26 protein-coding genes and 1 other annotated feature are annotated in these 26,863 nt (G+C 47.8%); of the genes, 2 read left to right on the forward strand and 24 right to left on the reverse strand.

Annotation, left to right across the window (positions count from 1 at the left end; all coding sequences use genetic code 11):
- Positions 1–15: 15 nt before the first annotated feature.
- The 12 genes from cstA to MHH91_RS14405 form a co-directional block, all read right to left on the reverse strand.
- Complete coding sequence (cstA, locus tag MHH91_RS14350) at positions 16–1,812, reverse strand: carbon starvation protein CstA (protein WP_013353122.1); 1,797 nt, start codon at positions 1,810–1,812, stop codon at positions 16–18.
- Between the two features lie 110 nt (positions 1,813–1,922).
- Positions 1,923–3,422, reverse strand: coding sequence for an arabinosylfuranosidase ArfA (gene arfA, locus MHH91_RS14355; protein WP_014470807.1), 1,500 nt, complete (start codon positions 3,420–3,422; stop codon positions 1,923–1,925).
- A 16-nt stretch (positions 3,423–3,438) separates the two neighbouring features.
- On the reverse strand, positions 3,439–4,266 hold the full coding sequence (locus MHH91_RS14360) for a carbohydrate ABC transporter permease (protein WP_038463275.1): 828 nt from the start codon (positions 4,264–4,266) through the stop codon (positions 3,439–3,441).
- A gap of 18 nt (positions 4,267–4,284) precedes the next feature.
- Positions 4,285–5,226, reverse strand: a complete 942-nt coding sequence (locus MHH91_RS14365; protein ID WP_013353125.1) for a carbohydrate ABC transporter permease — start codon at positions 5,224–5,226, stop codon at positions 4,285–4,287.
- A gap of 39 nt (positions 5,227–5,265) precedes the next feature.
- A complete protein-coding gene (locus MHH91_RS14370) occupies positions 5,266–6,561 on the reverse strand; it encodes an ABC transporter substrate-binding protein (protein ID WP_013353126.1) in 1,296 nt (431 codons plus the stop codon).
- Positions 6,562–6,591: 30 nt separating this feature from the next.
- Complete coding sequence (locus MHH91_RS14375; RefSeq protein ID WP_013353127.1) at positions 6,592–7,776, reverse strand: sn-glycerol-1-phosphate dehydrogenase; 1,185 nt, start codon at positions 7,774–7,776, stop codon at positions 6,592–6,594.
- The gene (locus tag MHH91_RS14380) at positions 7,773–8,579 is read right to left on the reverse strand and encodes an HAD-IIA family hydrolase (RefSeq protein WP_373419132.1); all 807 of its coding nucleotides are present in this window, start codon (positions 8,577–8,579) and stop codon (positions 7,773–7,775) included. The genes MHH91_RS14375 and MHH91_RS14380 overlap by 4 nt, the downstream gene beginning before the upstream one ends.
- Complete coding sequence (gene araD / locus MHH91_RS14385; protein ID WP_013353129.1) at positions 8,557–9,246, reverse strand: L-ribulose-5-phosphate 4-epimerase; 690 nt, start codon at positions 9,244–9,246, stop codon at positions 8,557–8,559. The genes MHH91_RS14380 and araD overlap by 23 nt, the downstream gene beginning before the upstream one ends.
- Positions 9,239–10,924 carry a ribulokinase gene (gene araB / locus MHH91_RS14390; RefSeq protein ID WP_013353130.1) on the reverse strand — a complete coding sequence of 562 codons (1,686 nt, stop codon included), beginning with the start codon at positions 10,922–10,924 and terminating at the stop codon, positions 9,239–9,241. Before araB ends, araD begins: the two co-directional genes overlap by 8 nt.
- 1 nt (position 10,925) lies before the next feature.
- Positions 10,926–12,419: an L-arabinose isomerase gene (gene araA / locus MHH91_RS14395; RefSeq protein ID WP_014470808.1), complete on the reverse strand. Its 1,494-nt coding sequence runs from the start codon at positions 12,417–12,419 to the stop codon at positions 10,926–10,928.
- Positions 12,420–12,597: 178 nt separating this feature from the next.
- Complete coding sequence (locus MHH91_RS14400) at positions 12,598–13,563, reverse strand: glycoside hydrolase family 43 protein (protein ID WP_013353132.1); 966 nt, start codon at positions 13,561–13,563, stop codon at positions 12,598–12,600.
- Positions 13,564–13,702: 139 nt separating this feature from the next.
- A complete protein-coding gene (locus MHH91_RS14405) occupies positions 13,703–14,788 on the reverse strand; it encodes a M42 family metallopeptidase (RefSeq protein WP_013353133.1) in 1,086 nt (361 codons plus the stop codon).
- 182 nt (positions 14,789–14,970) lie between these two features.
- Here MHH91_RS14405 and MHH91_RS14410 point away from each other — a divergent pair, with 182 nt between their 5' ends.
- Positions 14,971–15,363, forward strand: a complete 393-nt coding sequence (locus tag MHH91_RS14410) for a hypothetical protein (protein WP_013353134.1) — start codon at positions 14,971–14,973, stop codon at positions 15,361–15,363.
- A 13-nt stretch (positions 15,364–15,376) separates the two neighbouring features.
- Here MHH91_RS14410 and MHH91_RS14415 read toward each other — a convergent pair whose 3' ends face one another.
- From MHH91_RS14415 to MHH91_RS14450, 8 genes are all read right to left on the reverse strand, one after another.
- On the reverse strand, positions 15,377–15,643 hold the full coding sequence (locus tag MHH91_RS14415; RefSeq protein WP_013353135.1) for a DUF1294 domain-containing protein: 267 nt from the start codon (positions 15,641–15,643) through the stop codon (positions 15,377–15,379).
- Positions 15,644–15,700: 57 nt separating this feature from the next.
- A complete protein-coding gene (gene rplT / locus MHH91_RS14420) occupies positions 15,701–16,060 on the reverse strand; it encodes a 50S ribosomal protein L20 (protein ID WP_003152495.1) in 360 nt (119 codons plus the stop codon).
- Between the two features lie 31 nt (positions 16,061–16,091).
- The gene (gene rpmI, locus MHH91_RS14425) at positions 16,092–16,292 is read right to left on the reverse strand and encodes a 50S ribosomal protein L35 (protein WP_003152493.1); all 201 of its coding nucleotides are present in this window, start codon (positions 16,290–16,292) and stop codon (positions 16,092–16,094) included.
- 12 nt (positions 16,293–16,304) lie between these two features.
- Positions 16,305–16,826 carry a translation initiation factor IF-3 gene (infC, locus tag MHH91_RS14430; protein WP_010886591.1) on the reverse strand — a complete coding sequence of 174 codons (522 nt, stop codon included), beginning with the start codon at positions 16,824–16,826 and terminating at the stop codon, positions 16,305–16,307.
- Between the two features lie 58 nt (positions 16,827–16,884).
- Positions 16,885–17,015, reverse strand: a sequence feature (ribosomal protein L20 leader region).
- A 180-nt stretch (positions 17,016–17,195) separates the two neighbouring features.
- Positions 17,196–17,879 (reverse strand): antiholin-like protein LrgB, encoded by a 684-nt coding sequence (gene lrgB / locus MHH91_RS14435; RefSeq protein WP_013353136.1) that lies wholly within the window; start codon positions 17,877–17,879, stop codon positions 17,196–17,198.
- Between the two features lie 12 nt (positions 17,880–17,891).
- The gene (lrgA, locus tag MHH91_RS14440; protein ID WP_013353137.1) at positions 17,892–18,332 is read right to left on the reverse strand and encodes an antiholin-like murein hydrolase modulator LrgA; all 441 of its coding nucleotides are present in this window, start codon (positions 18,330–18,332) and stop codon (positions 17,892–17,894) included.
- A 130-nt stretch (positions 18,333–18,462) separates the two neighbouring features.
- Positions 18,463–19,197 (reverse strand): LytR/AlgR family response regulator transcription factor, encoded by a 735-nt coding sequence (locus tag MHH91_RS14445; RefSeq protein WP_013353138.1) that lies wholly within the window; start codon positions 19,195–19,197, stop codon positions 18,463–18,465.
- Positions 19,175–20,956: a sensor histidine kinase gene (locus MHH91_RS14450; protein ID WP_013353139.1), complete on the reverse strand. Its 1,782-nt coding sequence runs from the start codon at positions 20,954–20,956 to the stop codon at positions 19,175–19,177. The genes MHH91_RS14445 and MHH91_RS14450 overlap by 23 nt, the downstream gene beginning before the upstream one ends.
- Positions 20,957–21,143: 187 nt before the next feature.
- On the opposite strand from MHH91_RS14450, the gene MHH91_RS14455 reads away from it, so the two are divergent.
- Complete coding sequence (locus MHH91_RS14455) at positions 21,144–21,938, forward strand: HAD family hydrolase (RefSeq protein ID WP_013353140.1); 795 nt, start codon at positions 21,144–21,146, stop codon at positions 21,936–21,938.
- A 56-nt stretch (positions 21,939–21,994) separates the two neighbouring features.
- Here MHH91_RS14455 and thrS read toward each other — a convergent pair whose 3' ends face one another.
- From thrS to dnaI, 4 genes are all read right to left on the reverse strand, one after another.
- Entirely contained in the window at positions 21,995–23,926 is a 1,932-nt protein-coding gene (gene thrS, locus MHH91_RS14460) for a threonine--tRNA ligase (RefSeq protein ID WP_013353141.1), read from the reverse strand.
- 409 nt (positions 23,927–24,335) lie between these two features.
- Entirely contained in the window at positions 24,336–25,166 is an 831-nt protein-coding gene (ytxC, locus tag MHH91_RS14465; protein ID WP_013353142.1) for a putative sporulation protein YtxC, read from the reverse strand.
- Between the two features lie 65 nt (positions 25,167–25,231).
- Positions 25,232–25,873 carry a TVP38/TMEM64 family protein gene (locus tag MHH91_RS14470; protein WP_014470811.1) on the reverse strand — a complete coding sequence of 214 codons (642 nt, stop codon included), beginning with the start codon at positions 25,871–25,873 and terminating at the stop codon, positions 25,232–25,234.
- A 31-nt stretch (positions 25,874–25,904) separates the two neighbouring features.
- Positions 25,905–26,840, reverse strand: a complete 936-nt coding sequence (gene dnaI, locus MHH91_RS14475) for a primosomal protein DnaI (RefSeq protein WP_013353144.1) — start codon at positions 26,838–26,840, stop codon at positions 25,905–25,907.
- Positions 26,841–26,863: the final 23 nt, after the last annotated feature.

Consider the following 26,863-nt stretch of genomic DNA (forward strand, 5'->3'; position numbering starts at 1 on the left):
TGATCGGCGGCGGATTTATCCGGGTATTGAAGCCTCCAGTCTGGCACTCGGATCACGCCATACGTTTGCCCATTTCTTCACAGCCGCAATGATAATCACAAGTCCGAGAATGAGCATGATAATGGATAAAACACCATTCAGCACATTGTATCCTGCCGCTTCGGGGTTCAAATACACATACCTCACCATCCAATACCCCGCATAGTTGACGGTGACGTACAAATAAGCGAGGGGAATCAGGCATGTCAGCATATAGCGCCGCTTATCGGCTATTTTCAATACGACGGTCGCACCGATGATTAATCCGACAGAAGCCATAAGCTGATTGGACACGCCGAACAGCGCCCAAATGGAGCTGATGTCGCCGGAATACAGAAGATAGCCCCACAGCAGGCAGGCGAGCGCGCTTGAGAAAATCGAGCCCGGCAGCCAATCTGTTTTTTTCAGCGGCTTATATACCTCTCCGAAAAACTCCTGAATCAAATAGCGGGCGACACGGGTTCCCGCATCAATCGCCGTTAAAATAAACACCGCTTCAAACATAATGACAAATTGAAAGAAATATGAAGCCAAATGACTAAAAAAAGGAATTTCCGTAAAAATATAAGTCATTCCGACGGCAAGTGTAACAGCGCCTCCCGTCCTTCCTTCCAGACTGAGCCCGATTCCTTTGCTCAATTCAGGCAGGTGGATGACATTCATCCCGAGCGTGCGGAATATTTCAGGCGTGCTGTTAATGGCAAAATAGTCGGCAGGCTCGAGAGCGGCAGCAGCAATAAGCGCCATGATTCCGACGAGACATTCAACAAGCATCGCTCCGAAAGCAACAGGCTTTATATCACTCCATTTATCAAGCATTTTCGGGGTTGTGCCGGAACCGACAAATGCATGAAAGCCTGAAATGGCGCCGCAGGCAATCGTTATTGAAATAAACGGCCAGACAGGACCCGCGATCACCGGTCCGCCGCCGTGAATAAACTCTGTCACTGCCGGGAATTGAACGGCTGGATTTACGAAAAAGACACCTGCGATTAATGCGGCAAAAACCCCGATTTTCATAAAACTGCTTAAATAGTCACGCGGGGCAAGCAAAAGCCAAACCGGAAGCGCCGCGGCGAAAAATGCATAGACGGGAAGCGCCACCGCGAGTGTTTTCGCATCCAATGTCAGCATGTCGCCGAGAGCCGTTGTTTGCAGCCACGGCCCGATCACAACACCGGCCATCAGCAAAAGAAAACCGACAGTTGATGCAAGTTTGAGATTGCCCGTTTTTTTATAGTAGACGCCGACCCCCATGGCGATCGGAATCGTAATCCCTACCGCAAACGTTCCCCACGGGTTTTGCTCAAGCGCATGGAGCACAACCATCGACAGCCCCGCCATCGTGATCGTAATGATAAACAGCATGGAAAGACCAGTGCAAAATCCCGCCACCGGACCAAGCTCTTCTTTGGCGACTTCAGAAAGCGTTTTTCCGTTTTTACGCATCGATGCAAACAATACGACAATATCATGCACGGCTCCTCCGATCACCGCCCCGATTAACAGCCATAAAAGCCCGGGCAGATAGCCGAACTGTGCCGCCAGAATCGGTCCGACAAGCGGGCCGGCGGCAGCGATTGCCGCAAAGTGGTGGCCGAATGACACCCATTTATTCGTCGGCACATAATCTTTCCCGTCCTCAAGCACATGGGCCGGAGTCGGTGTCTGATCATTGATTTTTAATACTTTGACCATCATAAAAGTACCGTAAAGCCGATAGGCGATCGCCAAAATACATATAGACGCTATGACGATTGTAATCGCATTCATTTAATCCCAGCCCCTTTTCTCTTTTTCTAAATATTATCACAATTATCAAATAACAGGAGATGATTTTTTGCGTAAAAAAACCCGGGCTTTGTCGCCGGCTTTTCGGAACATTATTTTCCTGATAAACGGATGACATTCCAGGACAGCGGCGTAAAATGAGCCGTTATTCCTTCGGCGCTTGCGGAAGATGTCCCGTTCGCGTGCGGAATGACTTGTTTTCTGTTTTTTTGATTGGTCGCTTTCATATCCTGATGCTCGAGCACGATATGCTCAATGATGCGGTAATTTTCAAATCCTCTGAGCTTTATCTCCGTTTCCATCAGTTCCTTGCTTTTGTTGACGGCAAAAATGGTCAGGGTTTCATCCTCTTCATGGTAAACGGCGGCGGCATCAACATACGGTACATCCGTAAAATCCGCGGAGTCGTATTTCGGGGAGGTCACCAGCAGCTTCATTGAAGTCCCTCTTCCATAGACAGAGGCGTGCATGTAAGGGTAAAAGATCGGCTGCCTCCACGCTTCTCCGCCCTTTTCTGTCATGATAGGCGCAATCACGTTGACAAGCTGGGCGAGACAGGCGATCTTTAGTCTGTCCGCATGCTGCAGCATCGTAATCAGCAATGAGCCGATCAACAGCGCATCTTCAAAATTGTAGATGTCTTCAAGAATCGGCCGGGCCGTAATCCACGGTTCCACTTTTTTATCCGCTTCATTTGAGTGATACCACACATTCCATTCATCTAATGAAAGCTGAATCGTTTTTTTGCTGCGCTTTTTCGCTTTCATATAATCACATACGGCTGTTACAGATTTGATAAAATGGTCTAAATCCATGGACTTCGCCAAATAATTTTCAAGATCATTTTCATGGTTGCCGTAATACGTATGCAGTGAGATGTAATCCACATGCTCGTACGTATGCTCCAGCACCTCCGCTTCCCACTCGATAAAGGTCGGCATGCCGCTGTTTGAGCTTCCGCAAGCCACCAATTCAATCGTCGGGTCCGTCCATTTCATTACCTTTGCCGTTTCAGCGGCGAGCCGCCCGTATTCGTGCGCCGTTTTATGCCCGATCTGCCAAGGGCCGTCCATCTCATTTCCTAAGCACCATGTTTTTATGCCGTAAGGTTTCTCATACCCATGCGATTTTCGTAAATCGCTCCAGTATGACCCTTCAGGATGGTTGCAGTATTCGACGAGGTTCCTGGCGGCGTCGATTCCTCTCGTCCCGAGATTGACCGCCATATTCACTTCGGCATTCACTTTTTTTGCCCACGTTAAAAATTCATTCGTCCCGACTTCGTTCGTTTCTGTCGTCTGCCATGCCAGATCAAGCCTTCGCGGGCGGTCCTTCACAGGTCCGACGCCGTCTTCCCAATTATAGCCGGAGAGAAAATTCCCTCCCGGATAGCGGATGAAGGGCACCTGCAATTCCTTGATCAGCTCCTGTACATCTGTTCTGAAACCGTCCTGGTCGGCTTTCGGGTGTCCGGGCTCATAAATGCCTTCATACACCGCCCGGCCCATATGTTCTATAAATGAACCGTAAATCCGTTTGTCCACTTCTCCGATGATATATTCTTTATCTACCGTAATTCCCGCTTTTTTCATTATGTTTCCTCCCTCTCTATCCCTTCACTCCGCCGACTGTCAGGCCGGAAATGAAGTATTTTTGGAAAAACAAGAATATGATGATGACCGGCAGTATCGCAAAAACGGAACCGGAGATCAGCATGTCATAGTTATTGCCGTACGGACTCAGCAGCCCTGAAAGCCCGATTGGAAGCGTAAACATTTCTTTCGACCGAAGCACAATCAGCGGCCATAAAAAGTTATTCCAGCTGTTTAAAGATTGGAGAATGATCATTGCTCCGAATGCCGGTTTCATAAGCGGCGCCATAATTCTGAAGAAAATTCCGAATTCCGTGCAGCCGTCCATTCTCGCTGAATCAAGCAGATCCTTCGGAAGGCCGAGCGCGTATTGCCTGAAAAAGAACACGGCGACAGGCGACACGATAAACGGCAGAATCACCCCCGTATAAGAATCGATCAAATGAAGGCCCACCGTCAGTTTAAATAACGGAAGCATCATCACTTCAAGAGGCACCATCATAATGATCAGCACAAGAACGAAAATAACATTTCTGCCTTTAAACTCGTAGACACCGAGTCCGTAGCCGATCATAGAGGAAAAAAACAGCGTGAGAACCGTGGTGAGAACGCCGAGCAGCAGGCTGTTAAAAAACCACTTAAAATAAATGCTTCCCCCGTGGAACAAATACGTGTAGTTATCAAGGCTCATCACATCCGGATCAAGACGCAGATTCAGCCCGATGCGCATCAGCTCAGATGACGGCTTTAATGAACCGAGCAGCAGGCAGAGCAACGGAAAGATATACAGCAGGCTCAGCATGATAAAAAACAAGGTAAACGCAACTCTGTACACAAGAGACATGTGATTGTGACGCACCGCTTATCCCTCCCCTTTAAACGAACCGGACAGTTTCAGCGAGACAAGGCTGACCAGTAAGATGATGAGCAAAAGGACAATTCCGATTGCGGCACCGTACCCCATTTCGTTATACGCAAGCCCCTGCTGATATAAATAACCGACAAGCGTAAGGCCGATATTGCCCGGGGAATTATTCTGCCAAAGCACATAGCTTTCCTCAAACATTCTGAACCCGCCGATAATACTGATCGTTAACACATAAACGGACACCGGCTTCAAAAACGGGAGAGTAATATGCCGGAACTTTTTCCACGTACTCGCCCCGTCAATTTCAGCGGCTTCATATAATTCTTTCGGCACGTTCTGCAATCCGGCCAAAAAATAAAGAATGTTAATGCCCATCCATCTCCATGATGCAAGGAGCACCATTAAAAACATCCCGGTTCCTTTGTTGTTGAGCCAGTTTTGGGGCGATGCGCCGAGCTTGATCATCAGCTCATTTGCCAGCGATGTATTCATTTCTCCGAACATCAGCCGGAATATAATGCCCGCTACGATTGTCGATGTTAAAGCCGGTATAAACAGTGCCGATTTAAATACATTTCTGAACATGACGAGCTTCGAATTCAGAAACACCGCTAAAAGAAGCGGCACCGGAATCAGCACGACGAGCGTCCAGAAGGTATATTCCAATGTATTGAATAATGCGGTATAAAAGGTTGGATTAAGAAGAGCGGTATAATTGGAAAACCCGACAAATGTAACTTCTCCCGGCAGTATCCGCTGAAAACTCATGATAAACACACTGATGATCGGATACAAAAAGAAGACGAGAAACGAAATGATAAAAGGCGCCGTAAATAGATAAGGCGCCGCTTTTTTTGAATACAGCACATTGCGCCGGCGCGGCTCTCTCCGGACTGCAGAAACGGTTTGCGCTGACTCTGTCTTTACAGGTCTCATAAAAGCTCCCCCGCTTTCTCTGTTAAATTGGGCGGCTTCTTATTTTTCCAATTGCTGTGCCGCCTCGTCCAAGGCTTCCTCAGGTGTTTTTTCCTGCGTCTTAAGCGCATCGAACAGCACCTGTCTGACTACGAGATCAGCCGCTTTAGAGAAGTCTTCATGCAGATAAATCGGATTGATCTCATCTTTTATCTCAAGGAGTGAGGAAAAAATGGACGTACCGTTCCGGAAGAAATCAGTGTACTTGTTTTTCTCCTTCAATTCTTTTGAATTCCACACGTCCCAGCGGAGCGGATCAAAGCCGAGCACCGTCCACAGCTTAATATTTCCTTCCTTTGAACCTTTCGCAAATCCGAGAAATTCTTTCGCGAGCTCCAGATGTTCAGCCTGTTTCGGCACGACGGTGGCTGTTCCGCCCAAGCCCGCTGATCGGTCACCGCCTTCTTTCCAGGCCGGCATAGGGTAAATCGCCATTTTCCCTTTTAAGTCAGGCATATAATCGATAAACCGCCCCATGTACCAAATGGGCATCAGCACTGACGCCGCCCCGCTCTGATTCATAAAACCGTAGTATTCTTCGCTGTGATGGCCGCCGCCGGGAGCCGGCAGAAGGGTTTTATCATTTACCATGTCCTTTAAGTAATTCAATGTGTCTATATTCGTTTTACTGTTCAGAATCAATTTGCCGTTTTTGCTGAAGTAGCCTGATCCCTGCTGCGAAATCATGGAAAGGAATGTGGCGGAGTCATTTGTTTCAACCGTTCCCATCGGTTTTCCCGTAATTTCGCGCACTTTTTTCCCTGCCCGCCGGTAATCCTCCCATGTCTTAATGGAGGCAGGATCAACGCCCGCTTTTTTCATGATATCCATGTTGTAAAACATGACGGTCGTCCCCACATGTGTATCAAGGCCGTACAATTTGCCGTTTTTGCTGTATAGGGCAAGACGCGCCTCCACAAACTTATCGCGGTCTTTTTCAATCAGCGGAGTCAGATCGGCAAGCGGGATATCCTTTCCTTTCAGAAAGTTCGAGAACCGGCTTAATTCCACGTCAGCTATATCGGGAAGCCCCTCACCCGCGATCAGCGAAACAGATAGATTATCATGCATTTGTCCATAAGGATAAACAACGGTATTCAGCTTAATTTTGCGCTCCGGGTATTTTTGATTCCATTCTTTGACCATTTCCTGATAGAACTGTTCGTGCAGTCCGTTAAACGTCCAAAAAGTCAGCTCCGTTTCTCCCGGCCGGCCGGCAGCCCGTTCTTTTGAACAGCCGGCGGTAAACAATAAGAGCATCATCACCACCAAACATACAGCGGTCGTTTTTTTCATGTCATCCCCCCTCCACTTTAGGCCGCGCGGCTATTGAAGCAAATGATGTGCAAAGAGCGCTGCATGTTCATTTATGATGGTCAAACCGGTATAACGGTCTCTCAGTGTGTGCGCATGCTTAAGCGCGTCGCAGACAAGTTCCTTCTTGACACCGATTTCATCGAAACAGGCTGGACCTCCCGCAGATGTGAGCCACCCGGCAATTGTTTTGCCGTCAGGAAGCCCCTCATATGCTGATTGAATCGCCTTGCGAAAGTTCGGCGGCAGTTCTGCAAGCTTTTCGTGACAAGCCAGTTCTTTGTAAATATCACTCAGCACCGCGCAGGCGCATCCCACCTTCGCACCGTGGAGAATCGGAGGCTGTTTTGTCTTCAGCATTTCCATCTCAATCCAATGCGAGATGTGATGCTCTCCTCCTGAGGCGGGACGGGAGTGATCAAGGGCAAGCATGACAAGGCCCGAAACGATCAGCGCTTCCATCAGTATCTCAATGCCGGTCTCTGTCCCCGCGGCAATGCCAGCGCGGTGATCAATGCACTGCCAAAGCGCGTCTTTCACAAGCTTCGCCCCTGCTTCTGAGTATGGCTCATCTGCAAGCCTGCGGGATATCTCCCAATCTGCCAGCGATGTTATTTTTCCGAGCATGTCGCCGAATCCCGCGGCTGTCATTGAACGGGGCGCGTCTTTTAAAAGATTCGTATCCGCAAAGAGGGCGATCGGCGCTTTCGTTTGAATCGTCGTTTTGATTCCGTTTAATATGAGCGGCGCTCCCGCCGATGTAAAACCGTCGACTGACGGAGCGGTGGGGAATGATATAAACGGCAAACCGCGCTGATAGGCGGCAAACCGTGTAATATCGTGAATCGTCCCTGAACCGGCCGCAATGATTACATCCGTCTCTTCCGCGATATTGATCAGCGTATAGACCAGTGTCCTCTCATCAGCCGCAGCGGTCCCGGCTTCATGCTCCGGAATGATGAGCTTTGCCGCTTTAACCCCGCCGGCCTTCAATTCGTCAGCAAGCACCCGTCCCGCTGCCTCGTAAGTGTTCCGATCACAGACGATCACCGGATGTTTCCAGCATTTTTTTTGCAGAAATCTGAGAAGTTCTTCTTTTGCAGTCGCTCCGATCACGATATCTTCTATTTGAATAGGCGAGCGGCTGCCCCCTTCTCTGTCAAACTCGGATTGAATGTCCGCCGGAGAAAGTTTCATAAAAGGATTCCCTCCTTCGCTAATTCTGTCAGATCTTTAATAGAACCGAGTACGATGTCAGGTTCATAAAGACGGGGCTCCCCGAGTTTGGCCGATCCAGTCAGAACCAGTACGCTTTTCATTCCGTACAGCCTGCCCATTGCGATATCTGATTCGAGACTGTCTCCGATAATGGCGCATTCTCCCGGAGGAAGCCCGAGCGCTTTACATGCTGCTTCAGCCATCAGCCAAGACGGTTTGCCGATGACAAGCTCCGTTTTTGCTCCGGCAGATGCTTCAATGGCCCCGATCATTCCCGCGACATCCATGGCATGGCCGCCTTCATTCGGAAAGGATCTGTCCCGATTCGTGGCGATGATGCGCGCGCCGGAGGAAGCTGCTTTAAAAGCGAGATTCAGATCCTCATAGGTGACGGTTTCATGCAGGGAGATGACAAGCCAGTCTGCCGCCTGCGGTTTTTGCGCCATGGCGACACCAGCTAAAGCGAGTTCATCAGTCAGCCCTTTCTCTCCTAACACCCACACCTTTGACAAAGGATAATGCTTCTTTAAAAATGATGCCGTCACACTGGAGGACAGCACGATGCTCCGTTCATCCGTCCGGATGCCGGCACCGAGAAGTTTCTTCCGGCACATTGCCCTTGATAAATTGCCGCGGTTGCTTAAAAAGACAACGGATTTGCCCAGTGACTGAAGGGTGTGAATGGCTTCTGCTGCGCCGTCAATCAGCTCCTGCCCCCTGAATACGGTTCCGTCTAAATCAATCAGAAACCCGGATGCGTCAAGTTTGGCCATAATAAGCATTCGCCCCGTGTTTTCTGTAAAAGTGCTTATCATGCAGCACTCTGTCGATCGGACTGAGCTGTTTGTTCAGCATGAGCGAATGGTAGGCCATTTCCGCCACTGTTTCGAGCACTACGGCGTTATGCAGGGCATTCAACGCGTCCTTTCCCCAGCAGAACGGACCGTGACTGTGGACGAGGACACCCGGATTTTGTTCATACGGTTCATTTTGAAAGGTTTCAGCTATGACTTTGCCTGTATGATATTCGTAATCTTTTACAATCTCTTCTTCATACATTTCCCTCGTGCAAGGTATAGCGCTTTCAAAATAATCCGCGTGAGTCGTTCCGAGCGCGGGAATGTCCCTGCCTGACTGTGCCCAGCTCGTCGCCCAGCGGGAATGTGTATGAACGATTCCGCCGATAGCCGGAAAAGCTTTATACAGATAAAGATGAGTCGGCGTGTCAGAAGACGGCTTCAGCGAGCCTTCCAGAATGTCTCCGTCCTCATTCAGGACGACCAGTTTGTCTGCGGTCAGCTCACTGTAATCGACACCGCTCGGTTTAATGACGATTCTCCCGCTCTCTCGGTCGATGCCGCTGACATTTCCCCATGTAAACGTGACAAGGTTATGTTCCTCAAGCTTCAGATTGGCGGCGAGCACTTCTTCTTTTAACGCTTCAAGCATAGCGGCTCTCCCCTTTCACGAACTCACGGTTTTTAATGGCTTTCAGGCGTTTCATGACATTGTTTTCTTTGCCGAAGTAGTGAACGAGCTCTTTATATTCCGCATATAAGCTGTCATAAATCTCAGCTCTTTCGCGATTCGGGACATAAGAGGCGTCTTTTAATTTCCCCATATGTGCGCAGGCTTCAGCAATATTGGAGAAACCTCCGTTTTCCCGTCCCGCAGCGAGCGCTCCGAAAATCGCGGAACCCAGTGCAGGCGCCTGCGGAGACCCGGATAATTTAATCTCCATATTTGTGATATCTGCATAAATCTGCATGATAAAAGGATTTTTTTCAGCGATTCCTCCGGCTGCGTAAAGCTCTTCGACCGGAACACCGTTATCCCGGAACGTTTCGATAATCATCCTCGTTCCGAAAGCCGTCGCTTCAATCAATGCCCTGTAGATTTCTTCCGGCTTCGTGTGCAGCGTCATGCCAAGCATCATACCCGTCAAATCGGCGTCCACTAAGGTTGACCGGTTTCCGTTCCACCAGTCAAGCGCGAGAAGGCCGCTTTCCCCCGGAATAAGCTCAGCCGCTTTTAAGCTTAAAAGCTCGTGAATGTCTATGTGTTTATCCTCCGCTTCCTTCTCATAGTCCCTCGGAACACACGTTTTGACAAACCATTCAAAGTGGTCGCCGACACAGGACTGCCCCGCTTCATATCCCGCATATCCGGGCAAGATGCCGTTATTTACGACTCCGCACATACCGGGGACGATATGTTCTTCCTCGCCAAGCAGCACGTGACAGGTGGACGTTCCCATGATCATCAGCATTTTCCCCGGTTTTGTAATGCCGACCGCCGGCACTGACACGTGTGCGTCGACATTGGCTACGGCAACGGCCGTCCCCGGCAGAAGCCCGGTCAGCTCCGCCATTTTTTCGGTCAGCCCGCCTGCCTTTTCCCCGACTGAATAAATGGTTCCGCTTAATTTATCCTTTGTAATCGTTTTCATTAAAGGATTGAGCCTTTCGAAAAAATGATCCGGCGGATACCCCGTCTCGTCATTCCAGATTGCTTTGTAACCGGCCGTACAGTTGCTTCGCTTCAATGAACCGCACAATTGATAGACGATCCAGTCTGCCGCTTCCACAATCCGGTCTGCCGCCTCGTATATATGCGGCGCTTCTTCCGCGATTTGCATGATTTTCGGGATCATCCATTCAGAAGAAATTTTTCCGCCGTATCTTTTGAGAAATGTTTCATTTGTGTCCTCGGCTATACGGTTTAAACGGTCCGCATATTTTTGAGCCGCATGATGCTTCCACAGCTTCACATAACTGTGAGGCTCCCGTTCAAATTCCGGCAGCATGCAGAGCGGCTGTCCCGATCCGTCTACCGGCAAGATGGTGCAGGCGGTAAAATCAATTCCTAAGCCGATCACGTCTTTCGGGTCAGTGCCCGTCTGCTGAAGCAGACTCGGAATCGCCGTTTTCAGAACTTCGATATAATCGGCTGGATGCTGAAGCGCCCAGTCCCGAGGAAGTTTTTCTCCCGTCTTCGGCAGCGTACGGTCGATGACGGCATGAGTGTATTCTTTTACAGCGGATGCGATTTCCTCCCCTGTCCGGACATTGACGAGCACCGCGCGGCCTGACAATGTGCCGAAATCGACACCAATCGTATACGCCATATCAAATCCCTCCCAACCGGTATAATACGTCATTCCATTTCAGCTCTTTTTTCAGCTCGCGTATTTCAGTATTGCGGGAAATAAAGATGCTTTCAATGCCCGCCATCTCGGCCCAATCAAGCATCTGTTCAGCCGTAAGCCGGAAAGACATGCAGGTATGATGAGCGCCTCCCGCCAAAATCCATGCTTCCGCAGCTGTTTTCAGCGATGGCTCAGGCTTCCACAGCAACCGCGCCACAGGGAGATTCGGCATGTCGTGATCAATTTCCCTGCCTTCCGCTTCATTCAGAACGAGACGGAACCGCCCTCCGATATCAATGATGCTGGCGATGATGGCTGAACCGCCGATTCCGTTAAAGACCAGCCGGGCAGGGTCTTCTTTGCCTCCGATTGAGAGAGGGTGTACTTCGATTTTCGGCTGATCGAGAGCGACTGTCGGGCATACTTCAAGCATATGTGATCCGAGAATCATCGCACGGCCCGGTTCAAAATGGTACGTATAATCTTCCATGAAGGAGGTTTGTTGTCCGTCCGCCATTATTTTCATCATCCGCACCAGGGCAGCCGTTTTCCAATCGCCTTCGCCCGCAAATCCGTACCCTTTTTCCATAAGACGCTGAACGGCAAGCCCCGGAAGCTGCTTCATTCCGTGCAGCACCTCAAAGGAAGTCGTAAACGCCGTATATCCGCCCCGCTCAAGAAAGGCTGTTAATCCGAGTTCGATTTTCGCCTGTTCTTTAATAGAAGAAACTTTTGCTTCATCCTGTTTCGTTTCGTCGCTGATGACATACAACTTGTCGTATTCTTCATAAAGCGCTTCCATTTCAGCATCAGTGACGCTGTTCATCACTTCGGTAAGATCGCCGATTCCGTATCCGTCTACCTGCCAGCCGAATTGAATGTGAGCGCCGACTTTGTCTCCGTCAGTAACGGCTACATTCCGCATATTGTCGCCGAACCGGGCTACTTTAATATGCCTGCTTTCATTCCAAGCGGCAGCAGTGTTCATCCATTGTGAAATGTCGCGTTTGACTTCCTCATCATCCCAATAGCCCGCAATGATTTTTCTCGTCTGCCCCATTCTTGACTGGATATATCCGTATTCCCGGTCTCCGTGAGCGGATTGGTTGCTGTTCATAAAATCCATATCAATCGTTTCCCACGGGATATCGCGGTGATATTGGGTATGCAGATGAAGCATCGGCTTTTGAAAGGCGGAAAGACCTTCAATCCACATTTTCGCGGGAGAAAATGTATGCATCCACGTCACGACCCCGGCGCAGTTTTCTTGATACTGTGCTTCCCGCAAAACCTCTCTGATTGTTTCAGATGACGTGACAACCGGTTTATGCCTGATCTTATATCTTGATGACACCCCGCTGAGACCGTCACATATCCCTTTTGCATGTTTATCGACAAGCTGAAGTGTTTCCTCTCCATATAAGTGCTGGCTTCCCGTTATAAACCAAAATTCATATTCCTTGTTCTGAAGCACATTCATTTCCCCTTCCCATCAAAATAAGGCGCTCGCATTTAAAAATATACGTACGAATATAAAATATAAAACTTCTATCCTTTTATTTGTACGAACAACTTCATTATAGTTAAGGAGGAATCAAACTGTCAATCTTTTATTGCAAGTAAAAAGCCGGACCATATGCCCGGCTGCTCAATTAATAGGAAGGCCAGCCTGAACTCCAGTTGATATCATTGATGAGCATCTTCGGAATCCCGCTGTCTTCGGCATCATACGCATGGCGCACTAAAATATTCCCGTTCACAATGTCTTGACCGCCCGGGCCTTTCCAGCGGTCATTGCCGGAATCAAGAATTGTGCCTCCGCCTTCTGACATGCTTTTCCCGCTTTTATCAAGATATGGGCCGGTGATGCTTTTGGATCTTCCATAAGCGATTTTGTACGTACTATTCACGCCTGAACAGCATTTATCAAATGACACCATTAAATAATAGTAGCCGTTCTGATAGGTGATGGCCGGCGCTTCCAAAGCTCCGCCGTTATTCGGCCTGGCAGCGATGGAGTAAAGTGATCCCGTCGGTTTCATTGTGTTTTTATCAAGCCTTGTCAGCTTGATGCCGCTCCAGAAAGAACCGAAAGCAAGCCAAGGGTTTCCGTCCTTATCAATTGTCAGCTCCGGATCAATCGCATTGTAATCATTTGCGCTTGTCGAACGGATGACGAGCCCTTCATCCTTCCAGTTTCCTGAGCTGAGACTTGTTGATGAAGCGAGACCGATTGCGGAGGTATTTTTGCCGAATGAAGAAACGGCATAATACAGCCAATACTTTCCATTATAATATTGAACATCGGGAGCCCATTGATTCAGCCCGTAATTCGGCACGTAATTGCTCCACCATGACAGCGGGGAAGTAAAGATTGATTTTTGAACGGTCCATACGCCGCCGCTGCCCTCCTTTAAGACACGAAGCCCCCGCTCACCTTCCAAACCGGTTCCGAAAGCGTACCACGTGTTTCCTTCTTTCGCCATCGTCGGATCGTGAAGCAATTCATTTGATGCCCCCCAAAACGCGGCAGATGCCGGAGATGAAGACATCAGCAGCAGCCCGGCTGTAACGGCTGCGCACGAAAAGCGGATCAAGCGTTTGAATCTGTTTTTCATTTCATAACCCCTCCCTTTTTAAGCGCTTACAAAATACGTTGTCAGATTTTTCTGTGTCTTTCTTATTGTAGCCGCAGGGCTCATATTTGTACAGACAAAAAAAAAGAATCTGCTTAAAAAAGCAGATTCTTCCGTATCTTTATTGATATGTAATACGGTCAACCGTTTCCCGGTCCAATTTTTTAATCACTTCTGTGATCAGTTTTACCGTATTCTCGTAATCATCCCGATGCAAAATAGCGGCATGAGTGTGGATGTAGCGCGTTGCGATTGTAATGGACAGCGCCGGCACTCCATTCGCGGTTAAATGAATGGAACCTGAATCCGTCCCTCCTCCGGCAATGGAATCGAATTGATACGGGATACCAGCTTCTTCCGCCGTATTCACGACAAGATCGCGCAGGCCTTTGTGAGATACCATTGACGCGTCATACAGAATTATTTGCGGCCCTTCACCGATTTTGCTTTGCGCCTCTTTTTCAGAAATTCCCGGTGTATCTCCGGCAATTCCGACATCCACACCGAATGCGATATCAGGCTGGATGGTATGCGCCGCTGTTTTAGCTCCGCGAAGCCCGACTTCTTCCTGAACCGTTCCCACACCGTATACTTCATTCGGATGATCGCTGTTTTTCAGATTTTTTAATACATCAATGGCTATCGCACAGCCGATGCGGTTGTCCCATGCTTTCGCCAATAAATGTTTTTCATTGTTCATCACTGTAAATTCAAAATACGGCACAACCTGGTCCCCCGGAAGAACGCCCCATTCCATCGCTTCTTCACGGCTGGATGCGCCGATATCGATGAACATCTCTTTAATATCAGCGGCTTTTTTTCTGGCGTCAGGCGGTAAAATATGAGGCGGCTTCGAACCGATGATCCCAGTGATGTCCCCTTTTTTTGTAACGACGGTGACACGCTGGGCCAGCATTACCTGAGACCACCAGCCGCCGACGGTTTGAAAACGGAGGAAACCTTTATCAGTGATTTGCGTCACCATAAAACCGACTTCGTCTAAATGCCCTGAAATCATGATTTTCGGACCGTTTTCTTTGCCGGTTTTTTTAGCGATTAGGCTTCCCAGCCGGTCTGTTGTGACTTCATCGGCAAATGGTTCTATGTATGATTTCATCACTTGTCTTACTTCTCTCTCATTTCCCGGTATCCCTTTTGCGTCCGTTAACGCTTTCAGCATGGTGAGCGTTTCATCTAATTTTGTCATCAATAAACCTCCTTTTTTTACTACCCTTCTTATTATACAGAACCAATGCTGAAGCATACGATTAATTCGCCTGAAAAACGGGTAAATGTTTTATATATTTCTTTTTAAAAAAATGAAACCTTTTGTTTTGTTTTTCGTATTACATCAGATCATGACAAAGGTGAGGAGGTGCCTTCACACATATGGCCATTACAGTATTCAGGATTGTCTTGCTTGCACTTCTTATTTATTTTATTTACATGGCGGTCAAATTCTACGCAAATCCGAAAAGAAAGCTCAGACTGGCGCAGTCAAAAGAAAATTTTTATTTTATTGATGAACAGAAAAACACGCGTAAAAATCTCCAGCTTACTTATAAAGGAGTGCTCTTTGAAGGAGAGAAGCATATCCCCTCCAAAGATCATCCGCTGTTTATTCATACGATATTCGTGTGGACCGAGACTCCGGAAAAGCTGAGCAGCTTTTCTGCAGATGATTATGAAGAAGTCGAGAGAAAGGTATTGGAGCGGTACCCCAATTGCAAGATTGATTGGGACCAGCCCATCAAAAAAGCAAAAAAAGCAGGCGAGCGCTGAGCTCTCCTGCTTTTTATTTTTTATACATCAAATAGATCAGCACAAGGGCGGCTTCGGCGAGAAAAAGCATCGGCACCCCGTATAAAAAAGATTTGTGCTTCGTCTTATGCCTGAAGGCGCGCATGCCGATCCATACGCCGAGCGAGCCGAACATAGCGGCTGTGAGCCATATCCGCTTCTCTGAGATTCTCCACCTGCGCGCTTTTGCTCTTCTTTTATCAGCGCCCATAATCCAAAAGCCGTATCCGTTTATCAATACCGCATAAATGAAGAAAGCCATTGATTGTCACCCTTTACGTAAAAAACCGCTCCCCGGAAAGAGAGCGGCTTTTTCAACTTACTTGTCTAACTGAGCTTTAGCAGCATCAGCAAGCTGATTGAAAGCAGTAAGATCGTTTACAGCAAGATCAGCAAGCATTTTACGGTTTACTTCGATACCTGAAAGCTTAAGACCGTGCATTAAACGGCTGTAAGAAAGACCGTTCATACGTGCAGCAGCGTTGATACGAGTGATCCAAAGCTTACGGAAATCACGTTTTTTCTGACGACGGTCACGGAATGCATAGTTTCCAGATTTCATGACCTGCTGGTTTGCTACTTTGTATAATGTATGTTTTGAACCGAAATAACCTTTTGCTAATTTAAGAACCTTTTTACGACGCTTACGTGTAACAGTTCCGCCTTTTACTCTTGGCATTAGATTTCCCTCCTAATTGTTCCTTGTCCGATTACTTGATGTTGGCAAGCTGTTGTTTAATGCGTTTGAAGTCTCCTGCGCTTACAATAGCACCCTTGCGAAGCTTACGCTTTTGCTTTTGGGATTTGTTGGCGAATAAGTGACTTGTATATGCATGAGAACGTTTTAACTTCCCAGAACCTGTCTTTTTAAAACGTTTAGCAGATCCGCGGTGAGTTTTCATTTTTGGCATGGGATTTCCTCCTTATTGCTTTTCGTTTTTCGGCGCGAGCATTAAGAACATGCTGCGGCCGTCCATTTTTGGTTTTGTTTCGACTGTCGCAACTTCCGCACATGCTTCAGAGAAACGGTCCAATACGCGCTGGCCGATTTCTTTATGAGTGATTGCGCGCCCTTTAAAGCGGATAGAAGCTTTCACTTTATCGCCTTTTTCAAGGAATTTAATCGCATTGCGCAATTTCGTGTTAAAGTCATGCTCATCGATCGTCGGACTTAACCGAACTTCTTTTAAGTTAATGATTTTTTGATTCTTACGTGCTTCTTTTTCCTTTTTCTGCTGCTCGAATCGGAACTTTCCGTAGTCCATGATACGGCAGACAGGCGGTTTTGCATTTGCTGCAACTAACACAAGGTCAAGATTTGCGCGGCCGGCGATTTCAAGTGCTTCCTGACGGGACTTGATGCCGAGCTGATCGCCATTTTGCCCGATTAAACGGACTTCACGTGCACGGATACCCTCATTAACCAATTGATCTTTGCTAATAATGAGCCACCTCCATAGTTTCTTCGAATTGATTCACAACGCTTTTTGACTGCATTCTGCAGGCAAACAAAAAGTGCGGGCATGATAACACACCCACACTACGAACATCTGCATAAATAAAAATGTACGGTCAACCTGCCAACTACATGAATGTGTCAATCAGGTGAGAAGCGGGTGCCTCTGCTTGTGATTTATATTCAATTCAGTAACTATTCTACACAATACCGGAACATTAGTCAAGAATGACTTATCCGGATCAACTTTTTCATTTTAACACGGTGCCGGGGTAAGCGCAAGGAAAAATGTGAAATTTTGTTCTTTGCAACCTTTGATGTGCCGGACAATAAAAAAACCGGGTCTATGACCCGGGGCTTATCCACCGATGAGCTGAACGAATACCGGAATGACCAGCACCGTCACCACTCCTACGACGACAACCGCGATACTTGCCATTGCCGCTTCTACCTCTCCCATCTCAATACCGACCGCAACACCAAGTGCGTGACCTGATGTGCCGAGAGCCAGTCCTTTAGAGATCGGGTGCTTCACTTTAAACATTTTTAAGAACAGAGCGCCCAGGGCATAGACGATCACGGCGTTGAAAATGACGGCGAAAGCGGTGATGTCGGTGATGCCGCCGATCCCTTTTGACAGCGGAAGGGCAATTGCCGTTGTCGCCGCCTGAGGAAGCATGCTTTTCATAACGGCCGCGTCAAGCTGAATGCCTTTTGCGATCAAATATACTATCGTGACTGAGCAGACAGAGCCGACAATAATTGAAGACATGATCTGCCACCAGTATTTTTTCAGCTTGTCACGCTGTTTGTATAAAGGAATGGCAAAAGCGATCGTCGCGGGCTCCAGGAAGAACTTAATAATGTCTCCGCCGCTTTTATAATCTTCATATGAAAAACCGCCGAGCTTCAGAAAAAGGATGCCGAGCACCATCGCGACAAACAGCGGGGTGAAGAGGAAAAAGCCTTTCGTTTTTTTAAATAAATACGTGCCGATGCCGAATGCTGCAAGTGAAACGACAATACCGAAATATGGACTCATCTGTTTTCCCTCCTAATGCTGCACAAGTTCATTTTCTTGATTGGAACGGCGCACCGTTTGTTTATCAGCCGAAGTTTCCTTCTGACGTTTTTGGCTGACAGACAGAATCAGCTGAGAAAAAAGACCCGTCGCCCCTAACAGAATGATGGTGGCGAGTAAGATGACGAGTGCGATCTGCACGCCGTACTGCTGCATGACGCCAAGTGAATTCATCACGGAGATGCCCGACGGGACAAATAAAAATCCGATCAGTGACGTTAATGATGTTCCCAGCGTTTCTACTTGTTCAAGCTTAATCACTTTCAGACATAAGAGGACAAATAATAACACCAAACCTACTACAGAAGCGGGTATAGGAATGGGGACAATCGCTGCAATCCCATTAGATATGAGCATAATTACGGCAAAAATAAATGCTTGTGTCAGAAATCCGTACACTTTTTTCGCACTCATTTTCTTCACCTCTTTCTCTTTGTTAGGTCCATTATAAAAGAGACACCGATTTATAAAGCGCTTTCATGACAAACGGTAGAATATTCATTCTGAAATGCAAAAAACGGCTGTTGAAATGCAGAAAGCCGCCTCATAAAATATGAAGCAGCTTTTTTAAGTCTTTTGCGTATGTACGGCTGACGGGAATTTTAGAGCCGTCTTTTAAAATAAGATTGTAGGTCGAATTAAACCACGGATGAATCTCCGTAATATGCTCCGTATTCACGATGAACGCGCGGTGCACTCGCAAGAAGCCCGTCTCAGGCAGTTTTTTCTCAATGACCGCCAAGGTTTCGTGAACGGAATAAGACGCGGCGAAAGTTTTGACGGAAACGTGTCCGTCCTCCATGCCGGCAAAAATAATGTCCTTCGTATCTAAAATAACGATAGATTCGCCGGCTGATACCGCCAGCTTATGCGCTCCGGCTGCGGACGGCTGTTCTGAGACGGCTTCTGCCCTGTCCTGTTTAACCCTTTTAAACTTTCTGATCGTCTGGCGGACTCTTTCTTCATCGAAAGGCTTTGTTAAATAATCGAGCGCATCGACTTCAAAGGCTTTTAAAGCAAATTGGTCATACGCCGTCGCAAAAACGACTGCCGGCGGATTTTTCATGTTTTTCAGCCGTTTGGCAATGTCAAATCCATTTTCTCCTGACAAATCAACATCTAAAAACAGCAGATCCGGTTTTTGATCCATCATGCTGTCAAAAGCGGATTCAATATTTTCCGCTTCATTTATATCACTTACTTCATTCGTCCGTTTCAGCAAATAAGCCAATTCATCTCTTGCCAGCATTTCATCATCAACGATTAACACCTTCAGCATGTTCTTCTCCTTTTGTCATCAGTTTCAAAGGCAGCTCAAATGATACGTCTGTACCTTTACCGGCCTCACTTTCCAATCGCAGAGCGGCTTTGGGACCGAACAGTCCGATCAGCCGCTGATTTAAATTGTAAAGCGCGGTTCCCGTTCCTTCTTTAGACGGCAGCGGACGGTTTCCGAGCACAGACAGCAATTCCGGATCAATTCCCCGCCCGTTATCCCCAACCCGCATTAAAACCGACGGACCGGCGGATACCACGCTGACATTGACGGCACAGCTGTCCTGCTTTCTTGAAAACGCATGGCGGAGCGCGTTTTCCACAAGGATCTGCAGCACAAAAGGAGGGATTTCGATGTCCTCCAAACCGTTTTCGATCTCAAGACTGATTTTATATTTCCCGGGAAAACGAGCCTGCTCCAGTGATAAATATGCCTGCAGATGGTTCAGTTCTTTAGAAAGCGGGATGAGCAGCTGCCTCGCTCCCTGCAGATTGGAACGGAAATAGACGCTGAGCTGCAGCAGAAGCTTTCGGGTTTTTTCCACATCCGTGCGGCAAAGTGCAGAAATCGTATTGATCGCATTAAACAGAAAATGCGGATTGACCTGTGCTTGAAGCGCCTTTATTTCTGCATCTTTCAGTAATTTGCTCTGCAGTTCCGCCTCACCGAGTTCAAGCTGGGTGGAAAACAGCATGGCAAGTCCTTCCGCGAGCTCTTCTTCAACCCGGCTTAAACCCGACGGGCTTTTAAAATACATTTTTAACGTGCCGATCGTTTTGCCGTTTGACGTCAGCGGCAATACGATAGCCGCATGCAGCGGACAGGGATCGTGCGTGCATTCAATTTCTTCCTTTGATGTCGCTTTCATAATATGTCCCGTTTTGATGACCCGTTTTGACAATCCGGTGATCAGGCTTTTAGACGGAATATGATGGTCGGCACCCGCCCCGACATGCGCTAAAATCTTTTCATTATCCGTAAGTGATACCGCATCCGTCCCTGTCTGCCTGTGAATGATGGCAGCAACGCTTTTGCATGAGCTTTCATTCAGCCCTTGGCGGAAAAACGGAAGTGTCTGGTCGGCAATCATCAGCACCCTGTGAGTTTCAAGCGCTCTTGCCCGCTCTTCTTTTCGGATAATTGACTGAATGATGGAAAGAAAAATAAAAGTCCCTGACCCGTTTACCAATATCATCGGGATGCCGATGATGCTCACAAGCGTCCAAGCGTCAGAAAACGGCTTGGCCATCAAAAGGATGAGCAGCATTTGCAAAGATTCCATCCCAAGCCCGACAAGCGCGGCCACCCGCGGTGTCGGCATTGCATAGCGTTTTCTGAAATACCGCCCGATCCAGCCGGACAAAACGCCCGCTAATACGGACGAGACGGCACAGCTGACTGCGGTCGCGCCGCCGAGTGATAAACGATGCAGGCCGGCCAATATGCCGACTCCGATCCCCACATACGGACCGCCTAAGAGTCCGCCGATTTCAACCCCCATAATCCGTGTATTGGCAATTGAACCGGACGGATTAATTTGAAACACCCAGTCATTATTCATGATCATATTCCGCTGAATTTCTATCCCCGTATAGTTACTGATGATACTGAACAGCGAGAAAATTGAAATCAGCACCGCTTTTCCTTTATAGCTCTCAGGCTGCTGGAGCGCCTGTCTGAACAATCTGGTATGAGCCAGAACGAATCCCAATATGACGATAATTCCGACTCTTTCCAGCATCATAATGATCAAATGCAGCATACTTTTTCACCTGTTCTTTCAAATTTTATTTTATCATGTTTTAAAGCAAGAGACAGAATCGGACACAAATCTGCCTGTTTTTTTCAAATCATCAGAAAACAAATCTTTCACAGTCTATGTATCTATTGTAGAATAAACGGGAGCCTTGCGGCAGAGAGTTTCAGAATATAACAAAGAGGAGAAGATCATGAAAGCCGTATTTTTTGATTTGGACGATACACTGTTATGGGATGAAAAAAGCGTCAGAACAACATTCAGAGAAACATGTTTACAAGCTGAAAAAAAATATGGCCTTGACCCGCACACATTTGAAGAAGCGGTTCGTAAAGCGGCACGGGAATTGTATATGTCATACGAAACCTATCCTTATACGGTCATGATCGGCATTAATCCGTTTGAAGGATTATGGGCGAATTTTTCTGAGCCGGTCAGCGAAGGATTTAAAAAGCTGAATCAGATTGCGCCGGAATACAGACGAAACGCCTGGACGAACGGGTTAAAAAGTGTCGGCATAGACGATGCGGCTTACGGCGAATATTTAGCGGAGTTTTTCGCGGCGGAACGCAGACAGCGCCCGTATGTGTATGATGAGACGTTTGCGGTGCTTGAAAAGCTGAAAGGCGTTTATGAATTGCTTCTGCTGACAAACGGCGACCCCAGCCTGCAGAAAGAAAAACTTGCCGGCGTTCCTGAGCTTGCGCCTTATTTTAATGAAATTGTCATCTCTGGCGCTTTCGGAAAAGGGAAACCCGACGCCTCCATCTTTGAACATTGCCTCAGTCTTCTGCACCTGAAAAAAGAAGACGCCATTATGGTCGGAGACAACCTCAATACTGATATATTGGGAGCGAAACGGGCAGGCATCACGACTGTCTGGGTAAACCGGACGAATAAGAAAAATGAAACGGACATTACGCCTGATTACGTGATCAGCGATCTTCACGAGCTGTTTGCGATTATAGAGAAACAAAAACAAAGATAATCACATACCGAAAAAAACCCCACTCATTCAGAATGGGGTTTTTTTATGTTTCCGGATTATTTTTTCGCTTCGGCTACAGCCTTTTTCACAAAATCGTCCAGTGAAACGGTTTCGGATTTCTGCTCGCCGTATTTCCGGACGTTTACCGCGCCGTTTTCCGCTTCTTGGTCACCGACCACAAGCATGTACGGGATTTTTTGCATTTGGGCTTCACGGATTTTATAGCCGATTTTCTCGTCCCGGCTGTCAAGCTCGACACGCAGGCCTTCACGCTGCAGGCGCTCCTGCACTTTTTTCGCGTAGTCAAGATGCACAGACGGTGATACCGGAATGACTTGGAATTGCACCGGCGCAAGCCATGTCGGAAGAGCGCCTTTGTGCTCTTCGATTAAGAAAGCAACGAAGCGTTCCATCGTTGAAACGACGCCGCGGTGAATAACGACGGGACGGTGCTGTTTGCCGTCTTCCCCGACGTAAGTGAGATCAAAGCGTTCCGGAAGAAGGAAGTCAAGCTGTACGGTTGACAATGTCTCTTCTTTGCCGATCGCCGTTTTTACCTGCACGTCAAGCTTAGGGCCGTAAAACGCCGCTTCGCCTTCCGCTTCATAGTAATCATGGCCGATTTCATCCATTGCCGCCTTCAGCATGGATTGCGCTTTGTTCCACATGTCATCATCATCAAAATATTTTTCCGTATCTTCAGGATCGCGGTAAGACAGGCGGAAAGTGTAATCACTCAGGCCGAAATCTTCGTATACGTCTTGAATCAAACGGACCGTGCGGATGAATTCTTCTTTAATCTGATCAGGGCGGACGAAAATGTGTGCGTCATTTAACGTCATGCCGCGTACGCGCTGAAGACCTGAAAGCGCTCCTGACATTTCATAGCGGTGCATCGTTCCGAGCTCGGCAATGCGGATCGGAAGCTCGCGGTAGCTGTGAATGTCCTGTTTGTAAATCATCATATGGTGAGGACAGTTCATCGGACGAAGGACAAGCGTTTCATTGTCCATTTCCATCGGCGGGAACATGCCGTCCTGATAATGTTCCCAGTGTCCTGATGTTTCGTACAGGTCTTTGCTTCCGAGAACAGGCGTATAGACATGCTCATAGCCGAGGCTCAGCTCTTTATCCACAATGTAGCGCTCGATCACGCGGCGGATCGTCGCGCCTTTCGGCAGCCAGAGCGGCAGGCCTTGTCCGACTTTTTGAGAGTTGGCGAACAATTTTAATTCTTTGCCCAGTTTTCGGTGGTCGCGCTCTTTCGCTTCTTCAAGCATGCGCAAATGCTCTTTCAAGTCATCCTTTTTAAAGAAGGCCGTACCGTAAATGCGCTGAAGCATTTGGTTTTTACTGTCTCCGCGCCAGTACGCGCCTGCAAGGCTGAGCAGTTTAAATTCTTTAATTTTTCCTGTAGACGGCACGTGCACGCCGCGGCAGAGGTCAAAAAACTCGCCCTGCTCATAAATGGAGACCGTTTCGTCTTCAGGGATGGCATCCAGCAGTTCAAGCTTCAGATTATCGCCGATTTCCGCAAACATGGATTTTGCTTCATCACGGCTCACTTCTTTTCGGATGATCGGCAGATTTTCACCGACAATGCGTTTCATTTCTTTTTCAATCTTCGGAAGGTCATCCGGCGTCAGCGCCTGCTCCATTTCAACGTCATAATAAAATCCGTTTTCAATGACGGGACCGACTCCGAATTTCACATCTTTATAAATGCGCTTAATCGCCTGAGCCAATAAATGCGCCGTGCTGTGCCGCATGATGTTCAGGCCTTCTTCTGTGCCTTCTGTAATGATTTCTACGGCACCGTCCTCTTGAATCGGCGTTCTTAAATCAATTTCCTGTCCGTTCAGTTTACCGGCTAAAGACTTTTTCTTTAATCCCGGACTGATGGATGCCGCGATATCTTCTGTTGTTGATCCTTTCGGAAATTCCTTTACCGCTCCGTCCGGAAATGTGATGTTGATCATATCTGACATCTTCGTCACTCCTTTTTTTATACAAATCAAAAACCCCGCCCCCTATGAAAGGGACGAGGTTAAATAAACGGAATCGTGGTTCCACCCTTTTTTCCGCGCGGCCGATTTTTTCGGCACCTGCGGCTCTAAACTCTGTAACGGGAGTTCCCGTCAGCTATTACTGGCGCTTATTCCTGCGTTCACAGCTGAAGTTCAAAGGCGGTAAAGACAATGATCCATAGCTGGAAAGCTTTCAGCCTGGGCTCTCCTCTCTTATAAAGCCGGTATCAATGCTTCATGTCCTTATCAATACGTGTAGCAATCATTAATCTGTTATGTATTATAAAATGTCTGTGAGAAAAATGCAACTCGGTTTTCCGTCTGATTTCGCACAGACAGCCCCGCTGCTGCCGCAAGGCCGTCTGTGCGGCTATCCTTCCGTCTTCTCCGACACAAACGCGCCTAACGGGAAGAGGCGCACCCTCTCCTGAAACACGTTTTGAATCGTTCTTGACATCATATGCTCCGGTTTGTCCGTATACAGTTCCACGGTCTCAGGCGCAATGGAGATCAGCGGCGCAAGCAGATGGGAATCGATATACATCGGGTGCTCCCGCACAAACCGCCTGTCTATGTATTTTTTCTGTTCCCGTTCTGACACATAGCGCAGCTCCCACAGCGTAAAAGCCCGGTCATGTACGATGCGGACTTTCTTCATCCGCGGCGGATTGGATGTCACGTAATCTCTCAGAGACTGGATAAAGTTTTGATATTCCTGTTCCATCCGGTATTCATCTATCGCAGCCTCCGCATATTCCCTGAGCCGCTCATAATACTTGCCGAGCCGGAACGTCTGAAACGAACGCACGGAAAAAACACCCGCATCAAGTGAAATTGTCCGGAGCGCATCTGAAATAAACTGTGTGCGCGGCTCTTTCTTCGGCTCAAACGGATGATCATCAAGCTCTCCTTCCATAATGCTGTGTGCAAGCTGAAGGATTTGCTGCTGTTCATCCTGATCGGTGAAGCAGTATGCGTCCTCTATGAGCGAAAGCATATGCTCGTCTTCTTTACATTCTAAAAAAAACCTGACAAATATCGGCTCAATAAAACGCTGAACGGAAAAAGCCGATTCAGACCTTTCGATTCCGACTTTTTTTATGCCTTCACGGACAATAAAATGTCTCCGGTCGTCCGATTGCTGAATGAGATGTAAAAAAGCAGCGGTATCGTGGTCATCTTCAAAGATCACTTCAAGCATATTTGTCCCCCCTTACGGCATCTGTTACAAGTATATGGGGGATCTTTTTAAAATAGACGTAAAGGTTAGCTTTCACCGCCGAACAAATGGCGCATCTTCTTTTTAAATATGAGGGGAAGCGATAAAAACACGATGTAAAGACAGATCACTCCGAACATGGTCAGCACATTGCCGGACATAAAGCTCGCACCGAGCACATTCAGGACAATCGTTCCCGGAATGATGCCCGCCGCGGTCGCCAAAAGATATGTCATCGGCCTGACTTTCGAAAGGCCCGCGGCATAGCTGATCACATCAAAGTTAACAGGCAGAATGCGAAGGATAAAAATATAAAAGAAGCCATTGGTTTTCATCTGTTTTTGAATGATTTCCATTTTTCCGTGACGGCTTTTTTCTTTAAAGGCAAACAGGCCCGCCGCAAAAAAAGACACGGCAGCAGCGCCCATTGAGCCTGCCAGCGTATACACGGTGCCGAAAAACGGTCCGAACGCCAATCCTCCGGCGACGGAAACGATTGATACGGGAAACAGCACAAAAGGCCTTACGATGGAAATTCCGATAAACACAAGCGGCGCAAAAACACCGAACGATAACACCCAAAGACGGATCTCCTTAGGCGACAGATTCAGATATTTGCGGTTTGCCCACAGCAAAAGGCCCGCTCCCGCCGCAGCCGCAGCCCATGTGACAGCCTTCTTATTCCTCATTCCCTCAAATCCTTCCCATTGGTCGCCGGCACTATGAACGGCGGCGGTTTTCCCCGTCAAGACGGACAGGCGAAGCCAAATATAAAATCCGCTCCATCAATCTTGCCGCTTTGACTTCTTCTTTTTCTCCCCGCTGTGAATAGGTAAAATGATGCTTCAGCTCGTCAGGTGAAAAATTAGACGAGAAGAAAGTAGGAAGCTGCTGGCTCATTCTGTGCTGAAGCACGGTGCCGATGACCTCATCCCTGACCCAGCTTGTCATTGATTCCGCTCCGATGTCATCAAGCATCAGTACGGGCGTCGTTTTTACCATATTCAGTTTCTCCTCCAGCGACTGATCCTGGAGCGAGTTTTTCAGCTCTCTGACAAATTCGGGAACATATACGATCATTGAGGAATACTCTTTTTCCGCAAGCTCATTGGCAATGGCGGCTAAAATAAATGTCTTTCCGATGCCGAATTTTCCGTACAGGTACAGCCCTTTGCCTTTGCCCGTCTCATTATAGCTCTTCAGAAAATCAGTCACATGCTGGAAAATGCCGAGTCTGCTCGGATCGGTAATGTCGATCTGCTGAAAGGTCGCGCCGAGCAGATCTTTCTGGATATACATGCTCTTCATCAGGGATTTTTGTCTTTTCTGGCGGTCGAGCTTTCTCTTTTCCGGACATTCGTAATATTCAATATCAATCGAACGCCCGTTGATCACAAGCTTCGGATGATAGCCTTCAAGCAGACTGTTCGTCTCGTTGTCTTTTGAACAGAAGGCGCACTGCTTGCTTTGCTGAACGTATTCGTACAGTTTATTTAACCCTCTGTCAATCATACTTTGATTGATTACATCATTCTGTTCCTTCAAAAAAGCCTGGACGTCTTTGTCGGCCATGACCTGCTGCTGCATTCGTTCCAGGCGTTTTTGAAAGTCAGGTCTCTTCGTTACGCCTTCTAAGGATCGGCTGATCGGTTCCATTTCATATCACCCCGCTTCTCTGT

Origin of the sequence: Bacillus sp. FSL K6-2819, assembly GCF_038008305.1 — a bacterium.
In the GTDB taxonomy this organism is placed as follows: domain Bacteria; phylum Bacillota; class Bacilli; order Bacillales; family Bacillaceae; genus Bacillus; species Bacillus amyloliquefaciens.